Genomic DNA, 24,025 nt, shown 5'->3' on the forward strand with positions numbered 1-24,025 from the left:
ACGGGCAGGGAACGGATACGCCATGACGCGCAAGCAGCGACGTATGACCATCATCGGCGGCTCGCTTGCCGTGCTCGCGCTGGCGGCCGCGCTGGTGCTCAACGCGCTGCGCGACTCGATCGTATTCTTCTCGACGCCGACCATGGTCGCCGAGAAGCACGTTGCGCCCGGCAAGCGGTTTCGCCTCGGGGGCCTGGTGCAGCCCGGCTCGCTCCAGCGCGGCGACAATCTCGCAGTGACCTTCGAGGTCGCCGACGGCGGTGCAAAGCTTCCGGTCGCCTTCAAGGGCATTTTGCCTGATCTGTTCCGGGAAGGGCAGGGCGTCGTCGCCGAAGGCGCGCTCGACGCCAATGGCGTGTTCAAGGCTGACACCGTGCTTGCCAAGCACGACGAAACCTACATGCCAAAGGACGTCGCCGATGCCCTGAAGAAGCAGGGGCACTGGAAGGATGATTACGGCGCCAAGGCTTCCGACGGCGTCAAGCCCGCGGCCACGACCGCGCAGGGCAATTCGCAGGGAGCAGTGCGGTGATCGCGGAGTCGGGACACTATGCGCTGGTGCTGGCGCTCGGGCTGGCACTGATCCAGTCCATCGTGCCCCTGATCGGCGCGCGGCTGCGCGATGACGCGCTGATGAATGTGGCGCGCTCCACTGCGCTGGCGCAGCTTCTGTTCGTCGGTGCGTCGTTCATCGCGCTGGTGATGCTGCACGTGGAGTCGGACTTCTCGGTCGTCAACGTCTACGAGAATTCCCACTCCATGAAGCCGCTGCTCTACAAGATCACCGGCGTGTGGGGAAACCATGAAGGCTCGATGCTCTTGTGGGTGTCGATCCTCGCGCTGTTCGGCGGATTGGTCGCGGCCTTCGGCAATAATCTGCCGCTGTCGCTGCGCGCGCATGTGCTGGCCGTACAGGCGTGGATCGCCAGCGCTTTCTATCTCTTCATCCTGGTGACCTCCAACCCGTTCCTGCGCATCGCCAACCCGCCGATCGAGGGACGCGATCTCAATCCGGTGCTTCAGGACATCGGTCTCGCCGTGCATCCGCCAATGCTCTATCTCGGCTATGTCGGCTTCTCGATCTCGTTTTCCTTCGCGATCGCGGCGTTGCTGGAGGGGCGGATCGATGCCGCGTGGGCGCGCTGGGTGCGGCCATGGACGCTGGTCGCCTGGATCTTCCTGACCCTCGGTATCGCCATGGGCTCCTACTGGGCCTATTACGAACTGGGGTGGGGCGGCTGGTGGTTCTGGGACCCGGTCGAGAACGCCTCGCTGATGCCGTGGCTTGCCGGAACAGCGCTGCTGCATTCGGCGCTGGTGATGGAGAAGCGCAACGCGTTGAAGGTCTGGACCATCCTCTTGTCGATCCTGACTTTCTCGCTATCGCTGCTCGGCACCTTCCTGGTGCGCTCGGGTGTCATCACCTCGGTGCATGCCTTCGCGACCGATCCAACCCGCGGCGTGTTCATTCTCCTGATTCTCTGCCTGTTCATCGGGGGCAGCCTGTCGCTGTTCGCGGGGCGCGCGACGTCGTTGAAGCAGGGCGGCCTGTTCGCGCCGATCTCGCGCGAGGGCGCGCTGGTGCTGAACAATCTGCTGCTCACGGTCGCCTGCGCGGTGGTGCTGTTCGGTACGCTCTATCCGCTGGCGATGGAGATGCTTGCCGATTTCAAGATGTCGGTCGGTGCTCCCTTCTACAATCTCACCTTCGCTCCGCTGTTCACGCTATTGCTGCTCGCCGTGCCATTCGGGCCGATGCTGGCTTGGAAGCGCGGCGATCTGCTCGGCGTCACCCAGCGTCTGCTCGCGGCCGGCGTTGCCGGGCTCGTCGCCGTCGCCATGGTCTGGAGCTGGGTGCTCGGCGGCAGCGCGCTCGCGCCATTGGCAATCGGACTTGGCGTCTTTGTCATCGCCGGTGCCGTCACAGATATCGCCGAGCGGATCGGCCTGGTGCGGTTACCGTTCGCAACGGTACTGCATCGGGCCCGCGGCCTGCCGCGCTCGGCCTGGGGCTCTGCGTTTGCGCATGCCGGTCTCGGCGTCGCGCTGATCGGGATCGTCTGCGAGACCACCTGGAACAGCGAATATATCGCGACAATGAAACAGAACGACGTCGCCCATGTCGCCGGCTATGACGTGAAGCTCGACGGTCTGTTTCAGCGTCAAGGGCCGAACTTCCGCGAGATGATCGCCGAATTCAACGTCAGCAGTGACGGTGAGAAGCTCAGCGTGATGACGCCGTCCAAGCGCAGCTTCACCACCCGCGGCTCCTCGACCACCGAGGCCGCCCTGCTGACGCGCGGCGCAAGCCAGCTCTACATCTCGCTCGGCGACGCCACCGCCGAGGGCGCCATCGCCGTGCGCATCTATCACAAGCCGCTGGTGCTGCTGATCTGGTGGGGACCTGTGCTGATGGCGTTCGGCGGCGTGCTGTCGCTGTCGGACCGGCGCCTGCGGGTGGGTGCGCCAAAACCGGCGCGGACCAAGCAGCGCCTGCAGCCGGCGGAGTGATCCGATGCGTCGAATGATGGTCGCGTTCATCGCGCTGATGCTGCTGGCCCTGCCTGCGGCGCATGCCGTGCAGCCGGACGAGATCATGTCGGACCCTGCGAAGGAGTCGCGTGCACGCGACTTGTCGCGCGAGCTGCGCTGCATGGTCTGTCAGAACCAGTCGATCGACGATTCCGATGCGCCGCTGGCGCGCGATTTGCGGCTCCTGGTGCGCGAGCGCATCGCGGCCGGCGACAGCAATTCGCAAGTGCTCGATTTCCTGGTGGCGCGCTACGGCGAGTTCGTGCTGCTCAAGCCACGCTTCGAGCGCCAGAACATGCTGCTGTGGCTGCTCGCGCCGCTGCTGCTGATTGGCGGCGGCCTGGCGCTATGGCTGCAAATCCGCCGGCGCGCGCGAAATGGTGCAGACATCCCGGCTCCGCCGCTCACGCCCGAGGAAGAGGCGCGTCTCGCTGCATTGATGTCGGACGAGGCCACATCGCGCTAGCTACGTTGCTGCGCGCATCAAGCCGCACCGCGCGGGCGTTGCTGGAACCTTGTTAAGTTCCTGCCGGTTCACGACTTTCGGCCGCGATAAACTGCCGCATCCGCATTCCCAGTTCATTACAAAAGTTTAACCCTCCCGCCAGCGCACGGTAAGGCGGCAGCCCCCATCTTCAGGTCCGTAAGGTGCCGCCGTCAGGTACCAAATGGATTTCAAGGCCCTGGAGATCTCTGCATGACCGACCGTTCCGACCTCTCGAAACTTCCGTCCTACCGGCAGCCTCGCCGGTCCGTTTTCTCGGCCCGCAAGATCGCGCTGATGGCATCGGTCGTCGCCGGCCTCGGCGCCGCCGTCTACGGCTTCGGCACGTCGACCTCGCCGGCCGACCTGTTCTCGAGCCCCGCGCATGCACAGGTCAACAACGAGGTCCGCAAGGTCGAGCGCCCGATCGGTTTCGCCGACATTGTCGAGCGCGTGAAACCGTCAGTGATCTCGGTGAAGGTCAACATGAAGGAGAAGACCGCGAGCAATGATGATGGCGATGACGCGCAGTCGCCGTTCCAGCCGGGCTCGCCGATGGAGCGCTTCTTCCGTCGCTTCGGCGGTCCGGATGGCATCCCGGGCCTGAAGGGCGGTGGCGGTCGTGGCCGCGTCGTGCAGGGCCAGGGCTCCGGCTTCTTCATCTCGGCTGACGGCTTTGCCGTGACCAACAATCACGTGGTCGACGGCGCCGACAAGGTCGAGGTCACGACCGACGACGGCAAGACCTACACCGCCAAGGTGATCGGCACCGACCAGCGCACCGACCTCGCCTTGATCAAGGTCGAGGGCAGCTCGAGCTTCCCGTTCGCGAAGCTTGCCGACGGCAAGCCGCGGATCGGCGACTGGGTGCTCGCGGTCGGCAACCCGTTCGGGCTGGGCGGCACGGTAACTGCGGGCATCGTCTCGGCCAGCGGCCGCGACATCGGCAACGGCCCCTACGACGATTTCATCCAGATCGATGCGCCCGTGAACAAGGGCAATTCCGGCGGTCCGGCTTTCGACACCAACGGTGAGGTGATGGGCGTCAACACCGCGATCTACTCGCCTTCCGGCGGCAGCGTCGGCATCGCGTTCTCGATCCCCGCCAGCACCGTGAAGAGCGTGGTGGCGCAGCTCAAGGACAAGGGCTCGGTCAGCCGCGGCTGGATCGGCGTGCAGATTCAGCCAGTGACACCCGACATCGCCGACAGCCTCGGCATGAAGAAGGCCGAAGGTGCGCTGGTTGCCGAGCCGCAGGCGAATGGTCCGGCGGCCAAGGCCGGCATCGAGTCCGGTGACGTGATCACGTCGGTCAACGGCGAATCGGTCAAGGACGCGCGCGAGCTCGCCCGTACCATCGGCGGCCTGGCGCCCGGCGCGACCGTGAAGCTCAACGTGCTGCACAAGGGCCAGGACAAGGTGGTGAACCTCACCCTCGGCCAGCTGCCGAACACGATCGAGGCCAAGGCCGACATCGACAAGGACAGCGGCAAGGGCGCGAGCCGCGGCACCGATGTGCCCAAGCTCGGCATGACCGTCGCGCCCGCCGATTCCGTGGCCGGGGCCGGCAAGGAAGGCGTCGTGGTCACCGAAGTCGATCCGAAGAGCGCCGCAGCCGAACGCGGCTTCAAGGAAGGTGACGTGATCCTCGAAGTCGGCGGCAAGAGCGTGAGCACCGCCGGCGAAGTCCGCGACGCCATCAACACGGCGCGGACGGACAACAAGAACAGCGTCCTGATGCGGGTGAAGAGCGGCGGCCAGTCGCGCTTCGTCGCGGTGCCCATCGCCAAGGGCTAACCAAGGACTGGGCCTCAGGAGGCCTCCGAGATGAAGGGTGTCGCCGGCATCAGTCGCCCCCGCCGACGGCGCCCTTCGGGGGAGCAGCGCAACGTTTGCTTCCCCTGTCTACCTTCCGGTGGAATACGCCCCCCTCCGTCGGAAGGCCTAGGGCGGTGAAGTCCCCCCAGCTTCACCGCCCGCCTTTTTCTCCATGCCAGAGTCTCTCACTCGGCTTGCATGCGATTGCCGCTCGCGCCATGTTTAGAGAAGGTTCACTCCCTTGACCGTTGCCGAACGCACGATGCGCCTCCTCATCATCGAAGACGACCGCGAATCTGCCGACTACCTCGTGAAGGCGTTTCGCGAGGTCGGGCACATTGCCGACCACGCCGCCGACGGCGAGGAAGGCCTCGCCATGGCGGAGAACGGCGACTACGACGTGCTGGTGGTCGACCGCATGCTGCCCAAGCGGGACGGTCTGTCGGTGATCGGCGCGCTCCGCGACAAGGACGATACGACGCCGGTGCTGATTCTCTCCGCGCTTGGCCAGGTCGACGACCGCATCAAGGGCCTGCGCGCCGGCGGGGACGACTATCTGCCGAAACCCTATTCCTTCGCCGAGCTGTTGGCCCGGGTCGAGGTGCTGTCGCGCCGCCGCGGCGGTCCGGCCGAGGACACGTTGTACCGGGTCGGCGATCTCGAGCTCGACCGGCTCTCCCACCGCGTCGCGCGCGGCAAGGACGAGCTGACGCTGCAGCCGCGCGAATTCCGCCTGCTCGAGTATTTGATGAAGCATGCGGGCCAGGTGGTGACCCGCACCATGCTGCTGGAGAACGTCTGGGACTATCATTTCGATCCGCAGACCAACGTGATCGACGTGCACATTTCACGGCTGCGTTCCAAGATCGACAAGGGTTTTGAGCGGCCGCTGCTGCACACGATCCGCGGCGCGGGATACATGATCCGTGACGGCATTCGGTAAACTCGTCCGCACCACGGCATTCCGGCTGACGCTGGTCTATTTGCTGTTGTTCGCGATGTTCGCAGCCTCGCTGCTGGCCTATTTCGCCTGGAATACGCGGCGGCTGATCACCGAGGAAATCACGCAGACGGTCAACGCCGAGACCTCGGAGATCAACGAGATCTACGGCCGCCGCGGCTTGGTCGGCCTCGTGCGCGCGATTGAGTACCGGGCACTGCGGCCGGGGGCCAACCTCTACCTCGTGACCACGCCGACCGGGCAGGCGATCGCCGGCAATGTCGGCTCGCTGGCGCCCGGCGTGATGGCGACGCGCGGCTGGTCGGAGACGGCGTATCGGCGCATCGAGGATGCGGACGAGCGCGACCATCGCGCCCTGGTGCGCGTCACCGAGCTCGAGAATGGCTTCCGGCTTCTGATCGGCCGCGACCTCGCCGAGCGGCGGCGCCTGTTCGGCATCGTCGCCAAGGCCGCGCAATGGTCGGTGCTGATCGTCGTGGTGCTTGGCCTGGGCGGCGGGATCTTCGTCGCGCGCAGGGTGCTCAGGCGCATCGACGCCATGTCCGGGACGGCCCATCGCATCATGACCGGCGATCTCAGCGAGCGCCTGCCGGTGGGACGCAGCGGTGACGAGCTCGACCGCCTCGCCGAAAACCTCAATGCGATGCTGGAGCGGATCGAGGCGCTGATGGCGGGGCTGAAGGAGGTCTCCGACAACATCGCCCACGATCTCAAGACGCCGCTGACACGCCTGCGCAACCGCGCCGAGGAGGCGCTGGCGAAATCAGGCAGCGAGGCCGATTATCGCGCCGCGCTGGAGCGGACCATCGAGGAATCCGACGGCCTGATCCGTACCTTCAACGCGCTGCTGATGATCGCGCGCGCCGAGTCCGGTCAGGCGCGCGGCAACATGGACGATTTCGACGCGGCCGATGTCGCACACGGCATCCACGAGCTCTACGAGCCGCTGGCTGAAGACGACGGCATGACGCTGAAGGTCAAGGCCGATCCGACGCCGGTGCACGCCAACCGCGAACTGATCAGCCAGGCGCTCGCCAATCTGGTCGAGAATGCGATTAAATACGGCAAGCCGGTCGCGCTAACAGGTGGAACCGTGGTCAGCCTGGATTCAAGGCAGATCACGATCGAGGCGAGACGCGAGGGCGACCAGGTGCTGCTCAGCGTCACCGATCGCGGCCCCGGTATACCCGAGGCCGACCGCAAGCATGCCGTCGAGCGATTCGTGCGGCTTGAAGCCAGCCGCACGCTGCCGGGCTCCGGACTCGGCCTCAGTCTTGCATCTGCGGTTGCGACGCTGCATGGCGGCGAATTGCGGCTGGGCGATGCCCATCCGGGTCTCGTCGCCACGCTGGTGCTGCCGGCGCGCGCGGGCGACAGGGTTGCTCCTCCAACACCGGATGTGTCACAGAAGGTGGCATGAACCATTCCGCGCCGGGAAACGCGGACAAGCATGGTGAGAGACTTGCCGCACGCTTCGCGGAGGCTCCCCATATTGCCGCTTCCGCCACCGACCAAGGACGTTTTGAAAGCTGGCTGGCCGAGCTCGAGCCCGCGCAATCTGCCCGTCTTGAAGCGCTGCTGGCTCATCGCTTTGCGCGGGGCATTCTGGCCGGCATCGCGGAATTCTCGCCTTATCTGTTCGAGCTGGTGCGCGCTGATCCGCAGCGCCTGATCCGGCTGCTGGAATGCGATCCGGATGCGCATCTCGCCACGCTGATCACCGAGGCGAACGGCGCCGTGCTCGCGGCATCCGATGAAGGCGAGGCGATGCGGCTGCTTCGCCGCATGAAGGCGGAGGCCGCGCTCCTGATCGCGCTGTGCGACATCGGCGGGGTCTGGCCGGTGATGCGGGTGACCGCAGCGCTCACCGATCTCGCGGTGTCCTCGGTGCGGGCAGCGCTTCAATACCTCCTGCGGCAGGAAGCCGCACGCGGCAAGCTCTTGCCGCCCAATCCCGAGGCGCCGGAAGAGGGCTGCGGGCTGATCGTGCTTGCGATGGGCAAGATGGGCGCAGGCGAGCTGAACTATTCCAGCGATATCGACCTCATCGTGTTCTTCGATCCCGACCATACGATGCTGGCTCCGGATATCGAACCCCAGCCATTCTTCGTGAGGGTGACGCAGGGGATGGCACGCATTCTCCAGCAGCGCACTTATGACGGCTACGTCTTCCGCGTCGATCTGCGCCTGCGTCCCGATCCATCCTCGACGCAGGTGGCGATTTCGCGCGACGCCGCGCTGAACTATTATGAGCGGGAAGGGCGTACCTGGGAGCGCGCCGCGATGATCAAGGCGCGAGCCTGCGCCGGCGATCCCAGGGCGGGCGAGGCGCTGCTCGCGGAGATCGCGCCCTTCGTCTGGCGCAAGCATCTCGACTTTGCCGCGCTTGCCGACGTCCACGACATGAAGCGGCAGATGCAGACCTATCGCGGCCAGAGCGAGGTTGCCGTCGAAGGACATAATGTGAAGGTCGGGCGCGGCGGAATCCGCGAGATCGAGTTCTTCGCCCAGACCCAGCAATTGATCGCCGGTGGCCGCCATCCTGAGCTGCGGGTGCGGCCGACGCTTGCCGCGCTTGGCGTGCTCGCTTCCAGCAACTGGATCACGTTTGCGGCGCGCGACGAGCTGACCACGGCGTACCAATTCCTGCGCCGGGTCGAGCATCGCCTCCAGATGATCGCGGACGAGCAGACCCACACGCTGCCCGAGGACAAGGAGGCGGTCGAGCGTTTCGCCTGGTTCTTCGGCTATCCGGATCGCGAGGCCTTTGCCCGCGACCTTTTGCGTCAGCTCGAGATCGTGCAGGGTCACTACGAAAAACTGTTCGAGGGCGACGATCCGACCGGCACGGCCAAGCTGCCGGCGCTCGACTACAGTGCGGGTCCCGACGATCCGCGGCTGCTTCAGTACCTGGCGACGCTCGGCTTCAAGAAGCCTGCTGCCGTCGCGCAGACCGTGCGTGACTGGCTCACCGGCGAGTACCGCGTGTTCCGCGTCGAGGCGACGCGAAACGCATTCGTCGAATTCGTGCCGGCCCTGATCGACGGTCTCGCTCATGCCGAGGAGCCGGATCGGGCCGTCGTGGCGTTCGACCATTTCCTTGGAGCGCTTCAGCGCGGCGGCCGGCTGATCACGCTGCTCGGCCAGAATCGCGATCTCGTCGCGCTCGTGGCCCTGGTGCTGGGCGCGGCGCCCCGGCTCGGCGAGATGCTGGCGCGGCAGCCGCAGCTCATGGACGGCCTGATTGATCCGCGCTTCTTCGGCGCCATGCCCGACAGGCAGGAATTGTCGGGGCGGCTTGCGATGACGGTGCAGGATGCCGGCTCTTACGAGGAGTTCCTCGACCGCCTGCGCCTGTTTGGGCAGGAGAGCCTGTTCCTGATCGGCACGCGCATTCTCTCGGGCACGGTCTCGGCGCAGCAGGCGAGCACGGCCTTTGCCGACGTCGCCGAGGGCATCGTGCATACCGTGCATGGCCTCGTCGCCGACCGCTTCGCCGCCCAGCATGGCCGGATCAAGGGGCAGGAGACCGCGATCATCGCGATGGGCCGGCTCGGCAGCCGCGAGATGACCGCGTCGTCCGATCTCGACCTGATCCTGCTTTATGATTTCGACAGCGACAATCCGGACTCCGACGGTGCGAAATCATTGCAAGGTGCCCATTACTTCGCCCGCTTCACCCAGCGCCTGATCAGTGCGTTCACGACGCGCACCAATTACGGGGTGCTTTACGAGATCGACATGCGGCTGCGCCCCTCGGGGCGCGCCGGCCCTGTGGCCTCGAGCCTGGTCTCGTTCGCGGACTACCAGGCCAACGAGGCCTGGACCTGGGAGCACATGGCGCTGACGCGCGCGCGCGTGGTGTCGGCTTCGCCCGAATTCGGGGAACGGATCGAGCGCGTCATCCGCGATGTCCTGACCCGTCGCCGCGATCCCGCAATCACTGCCAACGACGTTGCCGACATGCGGCGTGCGATCGCCCAGGAGAAGGGCGAGGCCGATTGCTGGGATCTTAAATATGCCGCCGGCGGCATGGTCGACATCGACTTCATCGCGCAATATCTCCAGCTCGTGCATGCTCACGAGACGCCGGAGATTCTCGACGTCGCCACCATGCAGGTGCTGGAAAATGCATGCAGGCTCGGTGTGCTCGCGCAATCGGAGACCGAGATATTGCGGGCCGCGGCGCGGCTCTATCACGACCTGACGCAGATCCTGCGGCTCTGTGTCAGCGACCGGTTCAAGCCCGAGACCGCCGGCACCGACCTTCTGCGCGTGATGGCACGCGCGGGCGATGCGCCGCATTTCTCCTCGCTGGAGGCGCGCGTGAAGGAGACGCAGAGCGAGGTGCGCCGTGTCTTCAAGGCGCTGCTGGAAGGGACGTCGTCGGCTTCAGCGAGGTGAGCGCCTCGCGCACGTTCGGCTCCAGGCCCACGCCGCCGGCATCGAGATGGGCGAAGATCGCTCGCTTCATCCGCGGGTCCCAGAATTTCTTGATGTGGTCGGCGATCCCCGGCACGGCCTTGTCGTGGCCCTGGCTTCGGAAGAACGTGCCGATCTGGTTGGCCATGTAGATCAGGCGGTCAGGCGACATCGGCAACCTCCGTGGCATGACGGGCGACAACCCGGCCGCCATGCGAAAACACTTCAAACCCGTCCTGGCGGGCAATGGCAATCAGCGTGATGCCGGCGGCCTCCGCGGTGCGCACCGCGAGTGCGGTCGGCGCGGAGACGGCGACCATCACCGGCGCGCCGATGGCGGCGGTCTTCTGCACCATCTCGACCGAGACGCGGCTCGTCAGCAACACGATGCCGCCGCTTGCAACCGTGCGGCTGCGCGCCAGCGAGCCGGCGAGCTTGTCGAGCGCATTGTGGCGGCCGACATCCTCCCGCAGCGCGACGATACCGCCGGCAGGCGACCAGAACGCGGCGGCGTGAACGGCGCGGGTTTGCAAATTGATCGATTGCAACGGTGCGATGGTCTGCATCGCCGCCATGACCTGCTCGGGCGTAAACGTCTGTCCCCGCGGCACGACGGCTGCAGGCCGCACGGCTTCGGCAATCGAGTCGATGCCGCAGATGCCGCAGCCGGTCGGGCCGGCGATGTGACGGCGGCGCTCGCTGATGCGCGCGGCATTGTCGGGCGCCAACCACATGCGCAGCTCGATGCCATCGTCGAGGCGGACCATTTCGAGCGACTTGATGTCATCGACGGATTTGATGATGCCTTCGTCCAGGCTGAAGCCGACCGCGAAGTCTTCAAGGTTCTGAGGCGTTCCCATCATAACGGCGTAGGTGCCGCCATTGTAGGTCAGCGCCAGCGGCGTCTCCTCCGGGATCAGCCGCGCTCCATCGGACGCGACACCGTCGCGCCAGATCTCGCGGTCGATGGCCTGGACCGGCACGTGCATGCCGCTACTCCGCAGCCTCGGCCGGCGCGATCCGGCGGGAATGCCGCGCCTGTGCATCGTAGGCCTTCTGCCAGTCGGACGGGCCGTTCGACGGCGAGATCTGCACTGCCGTGACCTTGTATTCGGGGCAGTTGGTCGCCCAGTCCGAATAGTCGGTCGTGATGACGTTGGCCTGCGTGTCCGGATGGTGGAAGGTGGTGTAGACGACGCCGGGCGCGACGCGATCGGTGATCTCCGCACGCAGCGTGGTCTCGCCGGCGCGGCTCTTCAGCCGCACCCAGTCCCCGTCGCGCACGCCGCGCTGTTCGGCATCGTGGGGATGGATCTCCAGCCGGTCCTCGGCATGCCAGACCACGTTCTCGGTGCGCCGGGTCTGCGCGCCGACATTGTACTGGCTGAGGATGCGGCCCGTGGTGAGCAGCAGCGGATAGCGCGGGCCGGTGCGTTCGTCGGTCGCGACATATTCTGTGACGACGAACTTGCCCTTGCCGCGGACGAAGCCGTCGATATGCATCACCGGCGTGCCCTCGGGCGCCTTCTCGTTGCAGGGCCATTGCACCGAGCCGAGCTCGTCGAGCTTGGCATAGGAGACGCCGGCGAAGGTCGGGGTGAGCGCCGCGATCTCGTCCATGATCTCGGAAGGGTGGCTGTAGCTCATCTCGAAGCCCATGGCCCTGGCGAGGCCGATGGTGACCTCCCAATCGGCGAGGCCGTTCTTCGGCGTCATCACTTTGCGGACGCGCTGGATCCGGCGCTCGGCGTTGGTGAAGGTGCCGTCCTTCTCGAGGAAGCTGGAGCCCGGCAGGAACACATGGGCGTAGTTTGCGGTCTCGTTCAGGAAGAGGTCGTGGACGATCACGCATTCCATCGCCGAGAGTGCCGCTACCACATGCTTGGTGTTGGGATCGGATTGCAGGATGTCCTCGCCCTGCACGTAGATCCCCATGAACGTGCCTTCGACCGCGGCGTCGAACATGTTGGGAATGCGCAGGCCCGGCTCGGGGTTGAGCTTGACGTTCCACAGCGCCTCGAACTGGTCCCGCACGGCGTCACCCGAGATGTGGCGGTAGCCGGGCAGCTCGTGCGGGAACGAGCCCATGTCGCAGGAGCCCTGCACGTTGTTCTGGCCGCGCAGCGGGTTCACGCCGACACCGGGACGGCCGATATTGCCTGTGGCCATCGCGAGGTTGGCGATCGCGATCACGGTGGTCGAGCCCTGGCTGTGCTCGGTGACGCCGAGACCGTAATAGATCGCGCCGTTGCCGCCGGTGGCGTAGACGCGCGCTGCTTCGCGCAGATCCTTCGGATCGACGCCAGTGAGGATGGCGGTGGCTTCCGGGCTGTTGTTCGGCTGGGCGACGAACGCCGCCCATTCCTCGAACTCGCTCCAGTCGCAGCGTTCGCGCACGAAGGCTTCGTCGACGAGGCCTTCGGTGACGATCACATGCGCCAGCGCCGTCATCACCGCAACGTTGGTGCCGGGCATCAGCGGCAGGTGCAGCGCCTTCACATGCGGCGATTCGACCATCTCGGTACGGCGCGGATCGATCACGATCAGCTTGGCGCCCTGGCGCAGCCGCTTCTTCAGGCGGGAGGCGAACACCGGGTGGGCCGAAGCGGGGTTGGCACCAATGACGACGACGACGTCGGTGTCCTCGACCGAGTCGAAATCCTGCGTGCCGGCAGAGGTACCGAACGTTGTCGAGAGGCCATAGCCGGTCGGGGAGTGGCAGACCCGGGCGCAGGTGTCGACATTGTTGTTGCCGAAGCCGGCGCGGATCAGCTTCTGCACCAGATAGGTTTCTTCATTGGTGCAGCGGGACGAGGTGATGCCGCCGATAGCGTCGCGGCCGTATTTCCTCTGGATGCCGCGCATCCTGTCGGCTGCAAACGAGAATGCCTCGTCCCATGACACTTCGCGCCAGGGATCCTCGATCCGTTCGCGGATCATCGGATTGAGGATGCGTTCCTTGTGATTGGTGTACCCCCAGGCGAAGCGACCCTTGACGCAGGAGTGGCCGCGATTGGCCTTGCCGTCCTTGTACGGCACCATGCGGACGACTTCCTCGCCGCGCATCTCGGCCTTGAAGGCGCAGCCGACGCCGCAATAGGCGCAGGTGGTGACGACCGAATGTTCGGGCTGGCCGATCTCGATCACGGATTTCTCGGTCAATGTGGCGGTCGGGCAGGCCTGCACGCAGGCGCCGCAGGAGACGCATTCGGAGCCGAGAAAGCTCTCGCTCATGCCGGGCGAGACGCGGCTGTCGAAGCCGCGGCCGGAGATCGTCAGCGCGAAGGTGCCTTGCACCTCCTCGCAGGCGCGGACGCAACGCGAGCAGACGATGCACTTGGAGGGATCGTAGGTGAAGTACGGGTTGGACTCGTCTTTCGGCATCCAGGCGGCGTTGATCTCGCCATTGGACTTGCCAGGTGTCTTGGCGAAGACGTGGTTCTCGCCCTCATAGCCGTAACGCACGTCGCGCAGGCCCACGGCGCCGGCCATGTCCTGCAACTCGCAATCGCCGTTGGCACCGCAGGTGAGGCAGTCGAGCGGATGGTCGGAGATGTAGAGCTCCATCACGCCCTTGCGCAGCTTCTTGAGCCGCTCGCTCTGGGTGTGCACGATCAGGCCGGACATGACAGGCGTGGTACAGGAGGCCGGCGTGCCGGAGCGGCCCTCGATCTCGACGACGCAAAGCCGGCACGAGCCGAATGCGTCGACCATGTCGGTCGCGCAGAGTTTCGGGATCTGGTGGCCGGCGTCCATCGCCGCCCGCATGATCGAGGTGCCCTCGGGCACCGTGACCTGGTTGCCGTCGATGGTCAGCGTCACCATCGTTTCCGATTTCGAACGCGGCGTACCGAAGTCGATTTCTTCGATCAGAGACATTGTCGTTCTCCTATTCCGCGGCCTGAAGCGTGCTCGGGGCCGGGACGAAATCCTCCCGGAAGTGCTTCAGTGCGCTGAGCACGGGATAGGGCGTGAAGCCGCCGAGCGCGCAGAGCGAGCCGAATTTCATGGTGTTGCAGAGGTCCTCGACGAGTGCGAGGTTTTCGCTCACGCGTTCGCCGTTGATGATCTTCTCGAGGGTCTCGACGCCGCGGGTCGAGCCGATCCGGCACGGCGTGCACTTGCCGCAGGATTCGATGGCGCAGAATTCCATGGCGAAACGCGCCTGCCTGCGCATATCGACGCTGTCGTCGAACACGACGATACCGCCATGGCCGATCAGGCCGTCGCGCGCGGCGAAGGCCTCGTAGTCGAAAGGCGTGTCGAACAGCGCGCGCGGGAAGTAGGCGCCCAAGGGACCGCCGACCTGCACCGCGCGGACCGGACGGCCCGTGAATGTGCCGCCGCCGATGTCGTCGACGAGCTCGCCCAGCGTCACGCCGAACGCCGTTTCGAACAGCGCGCCGTGGCGGATGTTGCCGGCGAGCTGGATCGGCATCGTACCGCGCGAGCGACCCATGCCGAAATCGGCATAGGCCTTGGCGCCTTCGGCCAGGATGAAGGGGATGGCGGCGAACGACAGCACGTTGTTGATGACGGTCGGCTTGCCGAACAGGCCCTGATGCGCGGGCAGTGGCGGCTTTGCGCGCACGATGCCACGCCGGCCTTCTAGGCTTTCCAGCAGCGAGGTCTCTTCACCGCAAACGTAAGCGCCGGCGCCGACGCGGACCTCGAGATCGAAGCTATGCGTGGAACCACCAATGTTCGCGCCGAGATAGCCGCCGCGCTTCGCCGCCTGGATGGCCGCATTCATCGTCTCGACGGCGTGTGGATATTCGCTGCGGATGTAGATGTAGCCCTTGGTCGCGCCGACGGTGATGCCGGCGGTCGTCATGCCCTCGATGACGAGGAAGGGATCGCCTTCCATGATCATGCGGTCGGCGAAGGTGCCGCTGTCGCCTTCGTCGGCGTTGCAGACGATGAACTTGCGATCCGCTTTCGCCTGCGCGACCGTCTTCCACTTGATGCCGGTCGGGAAGCCCGCGCCGCCGCGGCCGCGCAGGCCGGACGCGGTTACTTCATTGAGGATCGCTTCCGAGCCGAGCGACAGCGCGCGCTCCAGGCCCTTGTAGCCGCCGTGGGCGCGGTAGTCGTCGAGCGAGCGCGGGTCGATCACGCCGCAGCGCGCGAAGGTCAGGCGGGTCTGGCGCTTGAGCCAGGGGATCTCGTCGGTGGCCCCGAGCCGCAGTAGATGCGGCGTGTTGCTCGCGAGCGCGTCGAGCAGGGAGGGCACATCGGTCTCGGTCACAGGGCCGAACGCGATCCGGCCCTGCGGCGTCGCGACCTCGACCAGCGGTTCGAGCCAGTACAGGCCGCGCGAGCCGGTCCTGACGATCTGGATGGCAATGCCACGCTTGGCTGCAGCCTGCTCCAGCGCCAGCGCGACCTCGTCGGCGCCGACCGCAAGCGCACCGGCATCGCGAGAGACATATAGACGGATGCTCATCGCTGCGCCTCCGCAACGAGAGCATCGATACGCTTTTCATCGAGTCGGCCGATCAGCCGGCCGTCGAGCATCGCGGACGGCGCTGTCGCGCACAGTCCGAGGCAGTAGATCGGCTCCAGCGTGACGCGGTCATCGGCCGTGGTATGGCCGAGCGATACGCCGAGCTTCGCCTCCGCACGCGCAGCCAGCGCGTCGCCGCCCGCCGCCTGACAGGCCTCCGCGCGGCACAGCTTCAGCACATGGCGGCCGGCCGGTTTGTGGCGGAAATCATGGTAGAACGTGAACACGCCATGCACTTCGGCGCGCGACAGATTGAGCGCCTGCGCCACCATGGGAATGGCGGCCGCCGGCACGTAGCCAAACGCCTCCTGAAGCGCGTGCAGGATCACCAGCGTCGCACCTTCCTGCTTGCTGTGTTCGGCGATGATCTCGGCGCCGCGCGTTTCGTCCCAAGGCTCGTAAACCGCTGTCATTCTTCGTTCTCAACCAGAGCGTCTGCTCAGCGCAAACTATTTGGAATCGTTCGAAGATCAATAAAGCTGTCTCATGCTGCGATTGCGGATTCCGATCGATTTGCGATGGCGATCACTCGATCTGAAATTGCAATTGAAGCCGTCCGCCGGGCGGTTTTTGCGTGTTGGAAGGGGGCGAGCATGCTAGCTTGTATGCCACCACACAATTCGAGGGGATGACCGGTTGCTCGACAAGCTTGAACTGTTGCTGGCGCTGGCGAAGGAACGGCATTTCGGACGCGCGGCGGAGGTCTGCGGCGTGACGCAGCCGACGATGTCGACCGGGCTCAAGCAGCTCGAGGAGATCCTCGGCGTGATGCTGGTCCAGCGCGGCTCCCGCTTCCAGGGTTTTACGCCGGAAGGCGAGCGGGCGCTGGATTGGGCGCGGCGGATCGTGGGCGATGCCCGCGCGATGCGTGACGAGATCAACGGGCTGAAGCATCAGCTCTCCGGCGAGATACGTATAGCCGCAATTCCGACCGTGCTCGGCATGGTCGCTGCGCTGACGACGCCGTTCCGCGCCAGACATCCCGAGGTGCGTTTCCGCATCCAGTCCACCACCTCATCGGAGGTGCTGGGGTTGCTCGAGAATCTCGAGGTGGATGCGGGGCTGACCTATATCGAGAACGAGCCGATCGGCAAGGTGCGCACCATCCCGCTCTACAGCGAGAGCTATCGCCTGCTCACCGCGCCCGATGGAATGTTCGGCGATCGCGAGACGGTGACGTGGAAGGAGGTCGGACAGGTGCCGCTGTGCCTGCTGACGCCCGACATGCAGAACCGTCGCATCATCGACCGCGCGTTACGTTCGGTCGGTGCCGAGGCGACGCCGACCTTGACCTCGAATTCGCTGCTCGTGCTGTTCACGCATGTGAAGACGGGGCGCTGGGCCAGCGTGATGCCGGCCAAGCTCGCCGAGACGCTCGGCCTGTCCGATACGGTGCGGTCGATCCCGATCACCGATCCCGACGTCAATTACAGCATCGGCATGGTGATCCCGCAGCGCGATCCGATGACGCCGCTGATTGCGGCGCTGGTCAATGTCGCGCGGGAAGTCGCGCCGTCGCTGCAATCGTAGCCATCAGGCCGCGGCCGATATTCCTGATGCCGACTTGATCGCGTCGCGGGGCAGGGTGACGCGCACGACGGTGCCGACCTCCAGCTTGGAGCGCAGCCGCATCGAGCCGCCGTGAAGCTGCGCCAGCGAGCGGGCGATCGCAAGCCCCAGTCCCGAGCCGTGATAGGTCTTGGTGAGCTGGCTCTCGACCTGCTCGAAAGGGCGGCCGAGCCGCGCCAGTGAATGCGGTGCGATGCCGATGCCGGTGTCGGCGATCATCAGCACGATCCTGTCGTCGAGCTCTCGGCTGCGCACCACGATGCGTCCGCCGTCGGGCGTGAATTTCACGGCGTTGGAGAGCAAATTGACGATGATCTGCTTGGTGGCGCGGCGGTCGGCGACGACGGAGATGGACTTGGCAATGTCGGCGTCGAGCGTCAGGTGCTTGTCCTGCGCGCGGCCGGTGACGACCCGCAGGGATTCCGCCAGCGTCTGCGCCAGGTCGAGCTCTTCCATGTCGAGCTTCATGCGGCCGGCCTCGATCTTGGACATGTCGAGGATGTCGTTGATGACTTCGAGCAGATAATGCCCGCTGGTCAGGATGTCGTGGCAGTATTCCTGGTACTTCTCCGAGCCGAGCTCGCCGAACATGCCCGAGCCCATGATCTCGGAGAAGCCGATGATCGCGTTCAGCGGCGTGCGCAGCTCGTGGCTCATATTGGCGAGGAATTTCGACTTGGTCTGGTTGGCTTCCTCGGCGCGGGTCTTCTCGCGCTGGTATTTCTCGGCGAGATCGGCGAGTTCGCCCGCCTGGCGCTCCAGGGCTGCCTGCGAGCGCTTGAGGTCGATGACGGTGGCGCGCAGGCGTAGATCGTTGTCGACCAGCTTCTGCTCGTGCTCCTTGATGCGGGTGATATCGGTGCCGACCGAGACGTAGCCGCCGTCCTTGGTGCGGCGCTCGCTGATGTGCAGCCAGCTGCCGTCGTCGAGCTGCGCCTCGAAGGTGCGCGCGCCGGGGCCTTGGCTCGCAGTCTCGTTGTGCCGGGTGCGGACCTCGGGCATGCGGCCGACCTCGAGCACGGTCTCGTAAGAAGTGCCGGGGATGACGGCGCTGTCGGGCAGCTTGTGCAGGCGCTGGAAGTGCGAATTGCAGAGCACCAGGCGGTCGCTCGCGTCCCACAGCACGAAGGCTTCGGGGATGGTCTCGATGGCGTCGCGCAGGCGCAGATCGGCTTCCACGGTCCGCTCGGCGAGGCTCTTCTGCTCGGTGATGTCGACGGCGATCCCGATCAGGTGAACGCTGGAGTCCGTCGCGCCGCTGGTCTTTTCGCAGCGGACGCGCAGCCAGATCCAGTGGCCGTCGACATGCTGCATGCGGAAGGTCTGGTCGATGTGGTCGATCTTCTCGGAGATGAGCTGGTCGGCGATCTCGAACAGGTCGATGTCGTCGGACTTCACCAGCGCGTTGACCTCGCCGAAGGTGAGGAGCTCGTTGCGGCCGTCGAGGCCGAGCATCGAAAACATCGACTGCGACCAGAAGATGCGGCCGCGCGACAGGTCCCAGTCCCACAGCCCGCAGCGGCCGCGGTTGAGCGCGGTGTCGATGCGGCCGCGCACGGCGTCGTTGATCAGGTCGCCCTCGCGGGCACGGGTGGATTGCCAGTGGAAGGCGAAGCCGAGGATCAGGACCACGAAGCCGGTGGTGGCCGACAGCGTCACCGACAGCGCGGCGTCCGAACCCCAGATCGGCTCGTTGCGCTCCTGGATCACGGTCACGAAGCCGGGCAGCGATTTGATCTGCCGCGAGGTCGCCATTGCGGCGTTGCCGTTCGGCAGCGTCATGTCGGAGATGTTGTCGTCGCGCGGCGGCGCCGCCAGCAGTTGCGCTGTCGTGATTGCGTCGAGCAGGCGGTCGTTGCCCGAGGGATCGCTGTCGATCGGGATGCGGGCGAGGATGCGGCGGTCGAGTCCGGCCGAGGTGACGATGACGTGGCGGCCCGAGGCGGTACCCCAGGATGGAATGAGATCGGGCAGCAGCGCCGGCAGGCTCTCGATGTTCTTCAGCCGCTCCTGTCGCCCGGAGGTCAGGCGGTCGATACGCTCGGCGAGCAGGTCGGCGAGCGCCGAGATGTCGTGGCGGATCACCAGCCGCTTCTGGCGTGTCTGGTCGACGACCTGCACGAACGCGCCGAGGCAGATCGTGATCAGGAACGCGATGATGAGCGTCGGCACGGCACGGCGCAGCGCAGGCTCCGCGATCAGGAGCCGATGATAGGCAGGTTTCGCGATCGATTGCGCCAATCCTTTGATCGAATCGGATTGGACGCACGCGTTCGCGGCGTCTGCACGCGACATGCCTAAAGCCCCCTGGAAACCTGCTTGCAACTTGAGTTCGGAAGCAGCCCCACATCGCTTCCGAATCATGGTCGATTTGAATCCAGATTTCGCGGGCTGTCGAGAGTCAACGAATCGTTAACGCGAATTTATTCTTATCCAACGCGCAGTTTGTGCGTCGCGCGTCCGCAAAGTTACGTGCGCGGCGAGTCCGAAACGAGAACGTGTGACTCCTCGCACATTCTCCGTCACGCGCGCGGCGGTTCGGCGTGACTGATGACGCGCTTCACGCTCGGGAACGCGCGCCGCAACGCGCGCTCGATCGCGTCGACATGCTCGTGCACCCTGATCACGCTCATCGACGGCTCGGCGCGGCAGTGGAAGTTGACGATCTCGCCGGCGTCAGTGTTGCGGACGCGGACATTGTGGATGTCGTGGATCTCGCCGTCGGCGGCATATTCCGTCAGGGCGGCGGCGATGGCCCGCACCCGTTCCGGTTCAGCATCGGCCCCGAACGGCAGTTCCGGTTCCAGCGGCTCGATGTGGACGTCGACCTCGACGTCCGCGCCGAACTCTTCCTGGATGTTGCGTTCCAGCGTGTTGGCGACGTCATGGGCGGCGTCGAGCTGCATCCCGGCGTCGACCTCGAGGTCGATGCTGACGATCAGCTTGGCGCCGAGATCGTGCACCGTGACGTGGTGGATGGCGAGGCCCGAATTGTGGGCGATAACCATGATGCGGTCGCGCACGGTCTCGTTGTCGCGCGCCACGGGGACTGCGGTGAAGGTGAGGTCGGTATCGCCGAAGGCCTTCTCGACGGCTGCTTGCGCGTTGCGCTTGATGTCCTCGACCCGGTCGATGGGATAAGTCCGCGGCACCTTTGCGATCGTGTCGATAAATGTGGTGGCCCCGACCATGCGCACGCGGAGCCGCTCGACGTCGATCACACCCGGTACGTTGCGGATCGCGGCCGTGGCCGCCTCATGCGCGCCTTCGGGGGCACGGTCGACCAGCGTCTGCACGGTCGAGCCGGCCATGCGCAGGCCGAGCAGGGCGATCATCACGGCAACCGCGGCGGCGGCAGCCGCGTCGCCCCACCAGAAGCCGAGGGCGGCGAGGATCAGGCCTACGATCACGGCGAACGAGCCCATCACGTCGGAGGCGAAATGCAGCGCATCGGCGGCGAGCGCCTGGCTCCTGGTCTCCCGCGCGGCGCGGTGCAGGGCACGGGCGCGCCAGAGATTGACGGCGATGTCGATCACCAGCACCACGAACGGCACGGCCGAAATCGTCGGCGGCGCGGTTCCCTCGCGCAGCCGGCTGTAGGACTCCACCAGGATGCCGCCGGCGAGCACATAGAGCAGGGCGGTGACGCCCAGTGCCGAGACGCTTTCGAGTTTGCCGTGGCCGTAATGATGCTCTTCATCCGCCGGCTTGTCGGACACCCGCACCACCGCCCAGGTGATGATGGTGGCGACCAGGTCGATCGACGAATGCAGCGCCTCGGAGATCAGCGCCAGCGAGCCGATCGCGATTCCGACCGCGAACTTGGCCGCCGCCATGCCGCCACTGGCGAAGATCGAGATCGCTGCGACCGAGGTCTTGTTGTGTTGGGAGCTCATGGCGGGGATTTAGCAGCCTATGACTGAACATCAAGCGACGATCCACAGGCGTAGACGCTAGTGAGTTGCAGGAGCGGGTCAGCCCCGTCATGCCCGGGCTTGTCCCGGGCATCCACGGTCTTTTTCAGCCGCGGCGGTGCGTGGATGGCCGGGACAAGCCCGGCCATGACGAGTGGAGAGAGCGCGCCATATGGCCTCTCGCCGCCCGCGGTCACTACAGCGTCACGACGATCTTCCCCAGGTGCTTGTTGGCCTCCATGTGCTCGAATGCCTTGTCGATGTCGTCGAAGGCAAACACCTTGTCGATCGGCAGCTGCAGTTTTCGCGACTCGACCGCGCCCCAGATGTCCTTCTTGACCTCGTCGAAGATCTCACGGACTTCCGCGATGGTGCGGGTGCGGAAGGTGACGCCGACATAATCGATGCGGCGGGCCGCGTGCAGGTCGAAGTTGAAATCGGCATGGGTGCCGCCGAGCCGGCCGACATTGACGATACGGCCTTTTACCTTCGTCGCCGCGAGGTTCTGGCTGGCGACCTTGCCCGAGACCTGGTCAACGATGAGGTCGACACCTTCGCCGTTCGTCGCCTTCAGCACCTCGTCGACCCATGTGGGGTCGGAGGAATCGACCGCGAGGTCGGCGCCATACTCCTTCAGCCGGCCGCGGCGGGTGGCGTCGGTCGAGGAGCCGATCACGAGGCTGGCGCCCTTGAGCTTGGCAATCTGCATCGCCATCAGGCCGACGCCGGAGCTTGCGCCCTGGATCAGCACCGCTTGCCCGGGCTGTACGCCGCCGATGGTGACGACGGCGTTGTGCATGGTCGCGAGCGCGACGGGCAGGGTGGCGGCTTCCTCGAAGTTCATGTTCGAGGGCGCGCGGAACAGCCGGCCGTGATCGGCCAGCGTGTATTCGGCAAACGCCGCGCCGCCCGAGCCCATGATGCGGTCGCCGACCTCGACTCCTTTGGCATCCGGTCCAAGCGCGGCGACCTCGCCGGCCCATTCCATGCCAAGCACGGTCCCAGCACCGCCGGCCGCGCCATGGGCGTGGCCCTTGCGCATGCCGGTGTCGGCGCGATTGAGGCCACAGGCGCGGACCCGGACCAGCACCTGCGTGCCTTCAGGCTTTGGTTCAGCGACTTCGGAAATTGCAGCGCCACCAGGGCCGTAGACATAAGCCTTCATGTATTGCTCTCGCTTCTTGCCGTGATTATTCCGCAGCCTGCGCTGTCGGATGAACGATCATGCCTTCGAGCCGGCTGCGGATGATGGCCTCCGCCTCGCGCACGATGCGGGAGATCAGTTCGGCGCAGGTCGGGATGTCCTGGATCAGGCCCTGGACCTGGCCCGCCGACCAGATGCCTTCGTCCGAGTTGCCGGTCGCGTAGACCATCTTGCCGCGGGCGCCCGCGACGAGCTCGCGGATGTCCTCGAACTTGGCGCCTTCCTTCTCCATCGCGACGACCTTGGTCGAGATCTCGTTCCTGGCGACGCGGGAGGTGTTGCGCATGGTGCGGAAGATCAGCTCGGTCTCGCGCTCGTCATTGGCGACGATCTTCTCCTTGATGAGCTGATGAATGGGGCTCTCTTTGGTCGCCATGAAGCGCGTGCCCATGTTGATGCCTTCGGCGCCCAGCGCCAGTGCGGCGACCAGGCCGCGGGCGTCGGCAAAGCCGCCGGAGGCGATCATCGGGATCTTGATCTTGTTGGCGGCGGCCGGGATCAGGATCAGGCCGGGGGTGTCGTCCTCGCCGGGATGGCCGGCGCATTCGAACCCGTCGATCGAGATGGCGTCGACGCCCATGCGCTCGGCCGAGAGCCCGTGACGGACGCTGGTGCATTTGTGCACGACCTTGACGCCGTGCTTCCTGAACTCGTCGACATGCTCCTGCGGCTTGTTGCCGGCTGTTTCGACGACCGTGATGCCGCTATCGATGATGGCGGCGCGATATTCGGCATAAGGCGGCGGCTTGATGGCGGGCAGGATGGTGAGGTTGACGCCAAACGGCTTGTCGGTGAGATCGCGGCAGCGGGCGATCTCCTTCCGGAGGTCCTCCGGCGTCGGCTGGGTCAGTGCCGTGATGAATCCGAGCGCCCCGGCATTGGCGACGGCGGCGACCAGCTCGGCGCGCCCGACCCATTGCATGCCGCCCTGGACGATCGGATGCTCGACACCGACGAGCTTGGTGAACCGTGTCTGCAGCATGATCTGTTTCCTCCGCCTGCGTGGCGCTCTGTTATCGTTTGATGACGGCAGGATGCCGCCCGGGTCGGGAAAAGTCTATTGCGCCGGCGTGCGGTGGAGGCGGGGCGATCATGCGGGGAGTGGGGGGATTCCGCAGGGCGGATAATTTGAGCGCACGATTATTGCTCCGTCATCCTGAGGTGCGACCTGCGCGGTGCGTAGCACCGGGTAGGAGCCTCGAAGGATGAGCGGCCACGCTGCGAGAGCCGGGCTGTCGCCCTTCGAGGCTCGCCTCGCGGTGCATTCGCACCGCGCTGCTCACACCTCAGGGTGACGGTGATAGATTTACGCTCGCGGCCGCGCGCAAATTCGCACCTCGTCAATCGCAAGGCACGCCTCCGCCCTCTCGCGGCGCATTCGCCCGAGCTTTGCCTGATCGCATCGCCCTTGTCGTGACAAGGGCGCAGGGAAGGCCGGGCGCCGGCTGGCACCCGCAAGTCCGTGCGCCAAAAGAATGCACACGGGGTGGACCACAGGTCAGCCAATCGCCCGGCCTTCCCTGCGCGATGGTTTTAACGTGTCCTTCGTGCTCTTGTGTCCAGAAAATCTGACAAGATGTGCAAACGGGCGGTTCTCGCAAAACCGCCCGTCGCT

The 24,025-nt window shown here is 65.7% G+C and carries 17 protein-coding genes; 8 read left to right on the forward strand and 9 right to left on the reverse strand.

Annotation, left to right across the window (positions count from 1 at the left end; genetic code table 11):
- Positions 1 to 22 precede the first annotated feature (22 nt).
- The 7 genes from ccmE (at position 23) to AC0L3C_RS29615 (ending at position 10,199) form a co-directional block, all read left to right on the forward strand.
- On the forward strand, positions 23 to 532 hold the full coding sequence (gene ccmE, locus AC0L3C_RS29585) for a cytochrome c maturation protein CcmE (protein WP_129269379.1): 510 nt from the start codon (positions 23 to 25) through the stop codon (positions 530 to 532).
- Positions 529 to 2,511 (forward strand): heme lyase CcmF/NrfE family subunit, encoded by a 1,983-nt coding sequence (locus AC0L3C_RS29590; RefSeq protein ID WP_473409698.1) that lies wholly within the window; start codon positions 529 to 531, stop codon positions 2,509 to 2,511. Before ccmE ends, AC0L3C_RS29590 begins: the two co-directional genes overlap by 4 nt.
- A gap of 4 nt (positions 2,512 to 2,515) precedes the next feature.
- A complete protein-coding gene (locus AC0L3C_RS29595) occupies positions 2,516 to 2,998 on the forward strand; it encodes a cytochrome c-type biogenesis protein (protein ID WP_473277750.1) in 483 nt (160 codons plus the stop codon).
- Positions 2,999 to 3,229: 231 nt separating this feature from the next.
- The gene (locus tag AC0L3C_RS29600) at positions 3,230 to 4,813 is read left to right on the forward strand and encodes a Do family serine endopeptidase (protein ID WP_473263178.1); all 1,584 of its coding nucleotides are present in this window, start codon (positions 3,230 to 3,232) and stop codon (positions 4,811 to 4,813) included.
- A gap of 283 nt (positions 4,814 to 5,096) precedes the next feature.
- Positions 5,097 to 5,777: a response regulator transcription factor gene (locus AC0L3C_RS29605; protein ID WP_473409699.1), complete on the forward strand. Its 681-nt coding sequence runs from the start codon at positions 5,097 to 5,099 to the stop codon at positions 5,775 to 5,777.
- Complete coding sequence (locus AC0L3C_RS29610; RefSeq protein ID WP_473409700.1) at positions 5,761 to 7,215, forward strand: sensor histidine kinase; 1,455 nt, start codon at positions 5,761 to 5,763, stop codon at positions 7,213 to 7,215. The genes AC0L3C_RS29605 and AC0L3C_RS29610 overlap by 17 nt, the downstream gene beginning before the upstream one ends.
- Positions 7,212 to 10,199, forward strand: coding sequence for a bifunctional [glutamine synthetase] adenylyltransferase/[glutamine synthetase]-adenylyl-L-tyrosine phosphorylase (locus AC0L3C_RS29615; protein ID WP_473409701.1), 2,988 nt, complete (start codon positions 7,212 to 7,214; stop codon positions 10,197 to 10,199). The genes AC0L3C_RS29610 and AC0L3C_RS29615 overlap by 4 nt, the downstream gene beginning before the upstream one ends.
- Here AC0L3C_RS29615 and AC0L3C_RS29620 read toward each other — a convergent pair.
- Genes AC0L3C_RS29620 through AC0L3C_RS29640 form a run of 5 tightly spaced genes read right to left on the reverse strand, consistent with a single transcriptional unit; the run spans position 10,156 to position 16,136 of the window.
- A complete protein-coding gene (locus AC0L3C_RS29620; RefSeq protein WP_219680856.1) occupies positions 10,156 to 10,389 on the reverse strand; it encodes a formate dehydrogenase subunit delta in 234 nt (77 codons plus the stop codon). The two genes, AC0L3C_RS29615 and AC0L3C_RS29620, sit on opposite strands and share 44 nt — an antisense overlap.
- A complete protein-coding gene (gene fdhD / locus AC0L3C_RS29625; protein ID WP_473409702.1) occupies positions 10,379 to 11,206 on the reverse strand; it encodes a formate dehydrogenase accessory sulfurtransferase FdhD in 828 nt (275 codons plus the stop codon). Before fdhD ends, AC0L3C_RS29620 begins: the two co-directional genes overlap by 11 nt.
- 4 nt (positions 11,207 to 11,210) lie before the next feature.
- On the reverse strand, positions 11,211 to 14,096 hold the full coding sequence (gene fdhF, locus AC0L3C_RS29630) for a formate dehydrogenase subunit alpha (RefSeq protein WP_473409703.1): 2,886 nt from the start codon (positions 14,094 to 14,096) through the stop codon (positions 11,211 to 11,213).
- Positions 14,097 to 14,106: 10 nt separating this feature from the next.
- On the reverse strand, positions 14,107 to 15,663 hold the full coding sequence (locus tag AC0L3C_RS29635) for a formate dehydrogenase beta subunit (RefSeq protein WP_473409704.1): 1,557 nt from the start codon (positions 15,661 to 15,663) through the stop codon (positions 14,107 to 14,109).
- Positions 15,660 to 16,136 (reverse strand): formate dehydrogenase subunit gamma, encoded by a 477-nt coding sequence (locus tag AC0L3C_RS29640; RefSeq protein WP_473409705.1) that lies wholly within the window; start codon positions 16,134 to 16,136, stop codon positions 15,660 to 15,662. The genes AC0L3C_RS29635 and AC0L3C_RS29640 overlap by 4 nt, the downstream gene beginning before the upstream one ends.
- Before the next feature lie 223 nt (positions 16,137 to 16,359).
- Between AC0L3C_RS29640 and AC0L3C_RS29645 the strand changes: the two genes are divergently transcribed.
- A complete protein-coding gene (locus tag AC0L3C_RS29645; RefSeq protein WP_473263186.1) occupies positions 16,360 to 17,253 on the forward strand; it encodes a LysR family transcriptional regulator in 894 nt (297 codons plus the stop codon).
- Positions 17,254 to 17,256: 3 nt separating this feature from the next.
- Here AC0L3C_RS29645 and AC0L3C_RS29650 read toward each other — a convergent pair whose 3' ends face one another.
- The 4 genes from AC0L3C_RS29650 to AC0L3C_RS29665 form a co-directional block, all read right to left on the reverse strand.
- Positions 17,257 to 19,587, reverse strand: a complete 2,331-nt coding sequence (locus tag AC0L3C_RS29650; protein ID WP_473263187.1) for a PAS domain-containing sensor histidine kinase — start codon at positions 19,585 to 19,587, stop codon at positions 17,257 to 17,259.
- Positions 19,588 to 19,814: 227 nt separating this feature from the next.
- The gene (locus AC0L3C_RS29655; RefSeq protein ID WP_473277756.1) at positions 19,815 to 21,188 is read right to left on the reverse strand and encodes a cation diffusion facilitator family transporter; all 1,374 of its coding nucleotides are present in this window, start codon (positions 21,186 to 21,188) and stop codon (positions 19,815 to 19,817) included.
- Between the two features lie 214 nt (positions 21,189 to 21,402).
- Positions 21,403 to 22,371 (reverse strand): quinone oxidoreductase family protein, encoded by a 969-nt coding sequence (locus AC0L3C_RS29660; RefSeq protein ID WP_473409706.1) that lies wholly within the window; start codon positions 22,369 to 22,371, stop codon positions 21,403 to 21,405.
- A gap of 25 nt (positions 22,372 to 22,396) precedes the next feature.
- Positions 22,397 to 23,392: an NAD(P)H-dependent flavin oxidoreductase gene (locus AC0L3C_RS29665; RefSeq protein WP_473263190.1), complete on the reverse strand. Its 996-nt coding sequence runs from the start codon at positions 23,390 to 23,392 to the stop codon at positions 22,397 to 22,399.
- Between the last annotated feature and the right edge of the window lie 633 nt (positions 23,393 to 24,025).

The sequence above is a fragment of the Bradyrhizobium sp. WSM4872 genome (genome assembly GCF_055811715.1).

Excerpts from the sequence above, each read along its gene's own strand:
- AC0L3C_RS29640 (WP_473409705.1), bottom strand. The coding sequence starts at position 16,136 with ATGACAGCGGTTTACGAGCCTTGGGACGAAACGCGCGGCGCCGAGATC.
- AC0L3C_RS29660 (WP_473409706.1), bottom strand. The coding sequence starts at position 22,371 with ATGAAGGCTTATGTCTACGGCCCTGGTGGCGCTGCAATTTCCGAAGTC.
- fdhD (WP_473409702.1), bottom strand. The coding sequence starts at position 11,206 with ATGCACGTGCCGGTCCAGGCCATCGACCGCGAGATCTGGCGCGACGGT.
- AC0L3C_RS29650 (WP_473263187.1), bottom strand. The coding sequence starts at position 19,587 with ATGTCGCGTGCAGACGCCGCGAACGCGTGCGTCCAATCCGATTCGATC.
- AC0L3C_RS29635 (WP_473409704.1), bottom strand. The coding sequence starts at position 15,663 with ATGAGCATCCGTCTATATGTCTCTCGCGATGCCGGTGCGCTTGCGGTC.
- AC0L3C_RS29605 (WP_473409699.1), top strand. The coding sequence starts at position 5,097 with ATGCGCCTCCTCATCATCGAAGACGACCGCGAATCTGCCGACTACCTC.
- AC0L3C_RS29620 (WP_219680856.1), bottom strand. The coding sequence starts at position 10,389 with ATGTCGCCTGACCGCCTGATCTACATGGCCAACCAGATCGGCACGTTC.
- fdhF (WP_473409703.1), bottom strand. The coding sequence starts at position 14,096 with ATGTCTCTGATCGAAGAAATCGACTTCGGTACGCCGCGTTCGAAATCG.
- AC0L3C_RS29615 (WP_473409701.1), top strand. The coding sequence starts at position 7,212 with ATGAACCATTCCGCGCCGGGAAACGCGGACAAGCATGGTGAGAGACTT.
- AC0L3C_RS29665 (WP_473263190.1), bottom strand. The coding sequence starts at position 23,392 with ATGCTGCAGACACGGTTCACCAAGCTCGTCGGTGTCGAGCATCCGATC.
- AC0L3C_RS29595 (WP_473277750.1), top strand. The coding sequence starts at position 2,516 with ATGCGTCGAATGATGGTCGCGTTCATCGCGCTGATGCTGCTGGCCCTG.
- ccmE (WP_129269379.1), top strand. The coding sequence starts at position 23 with ATGACGCGCAAGCAGCGACGTATGACCATCATCGGCGGCTCGCTTGCC.
- AC0L3C_RS29655 (WP_473277756.1), bottom strand. The coding sequence starts at position 21,188 with ATGAGCTCCCAACACAACAAGACCTCGGTCGCAGCGATCTCGATCTTC.
- AC0L3C_RS29600 (WP_473263178.1), top strand. The coding sequence starts at position 3,230 with ATGACCGACCGTTCCGACCTCTCGAAACTTCCGTCCTACCGGCAGCCT.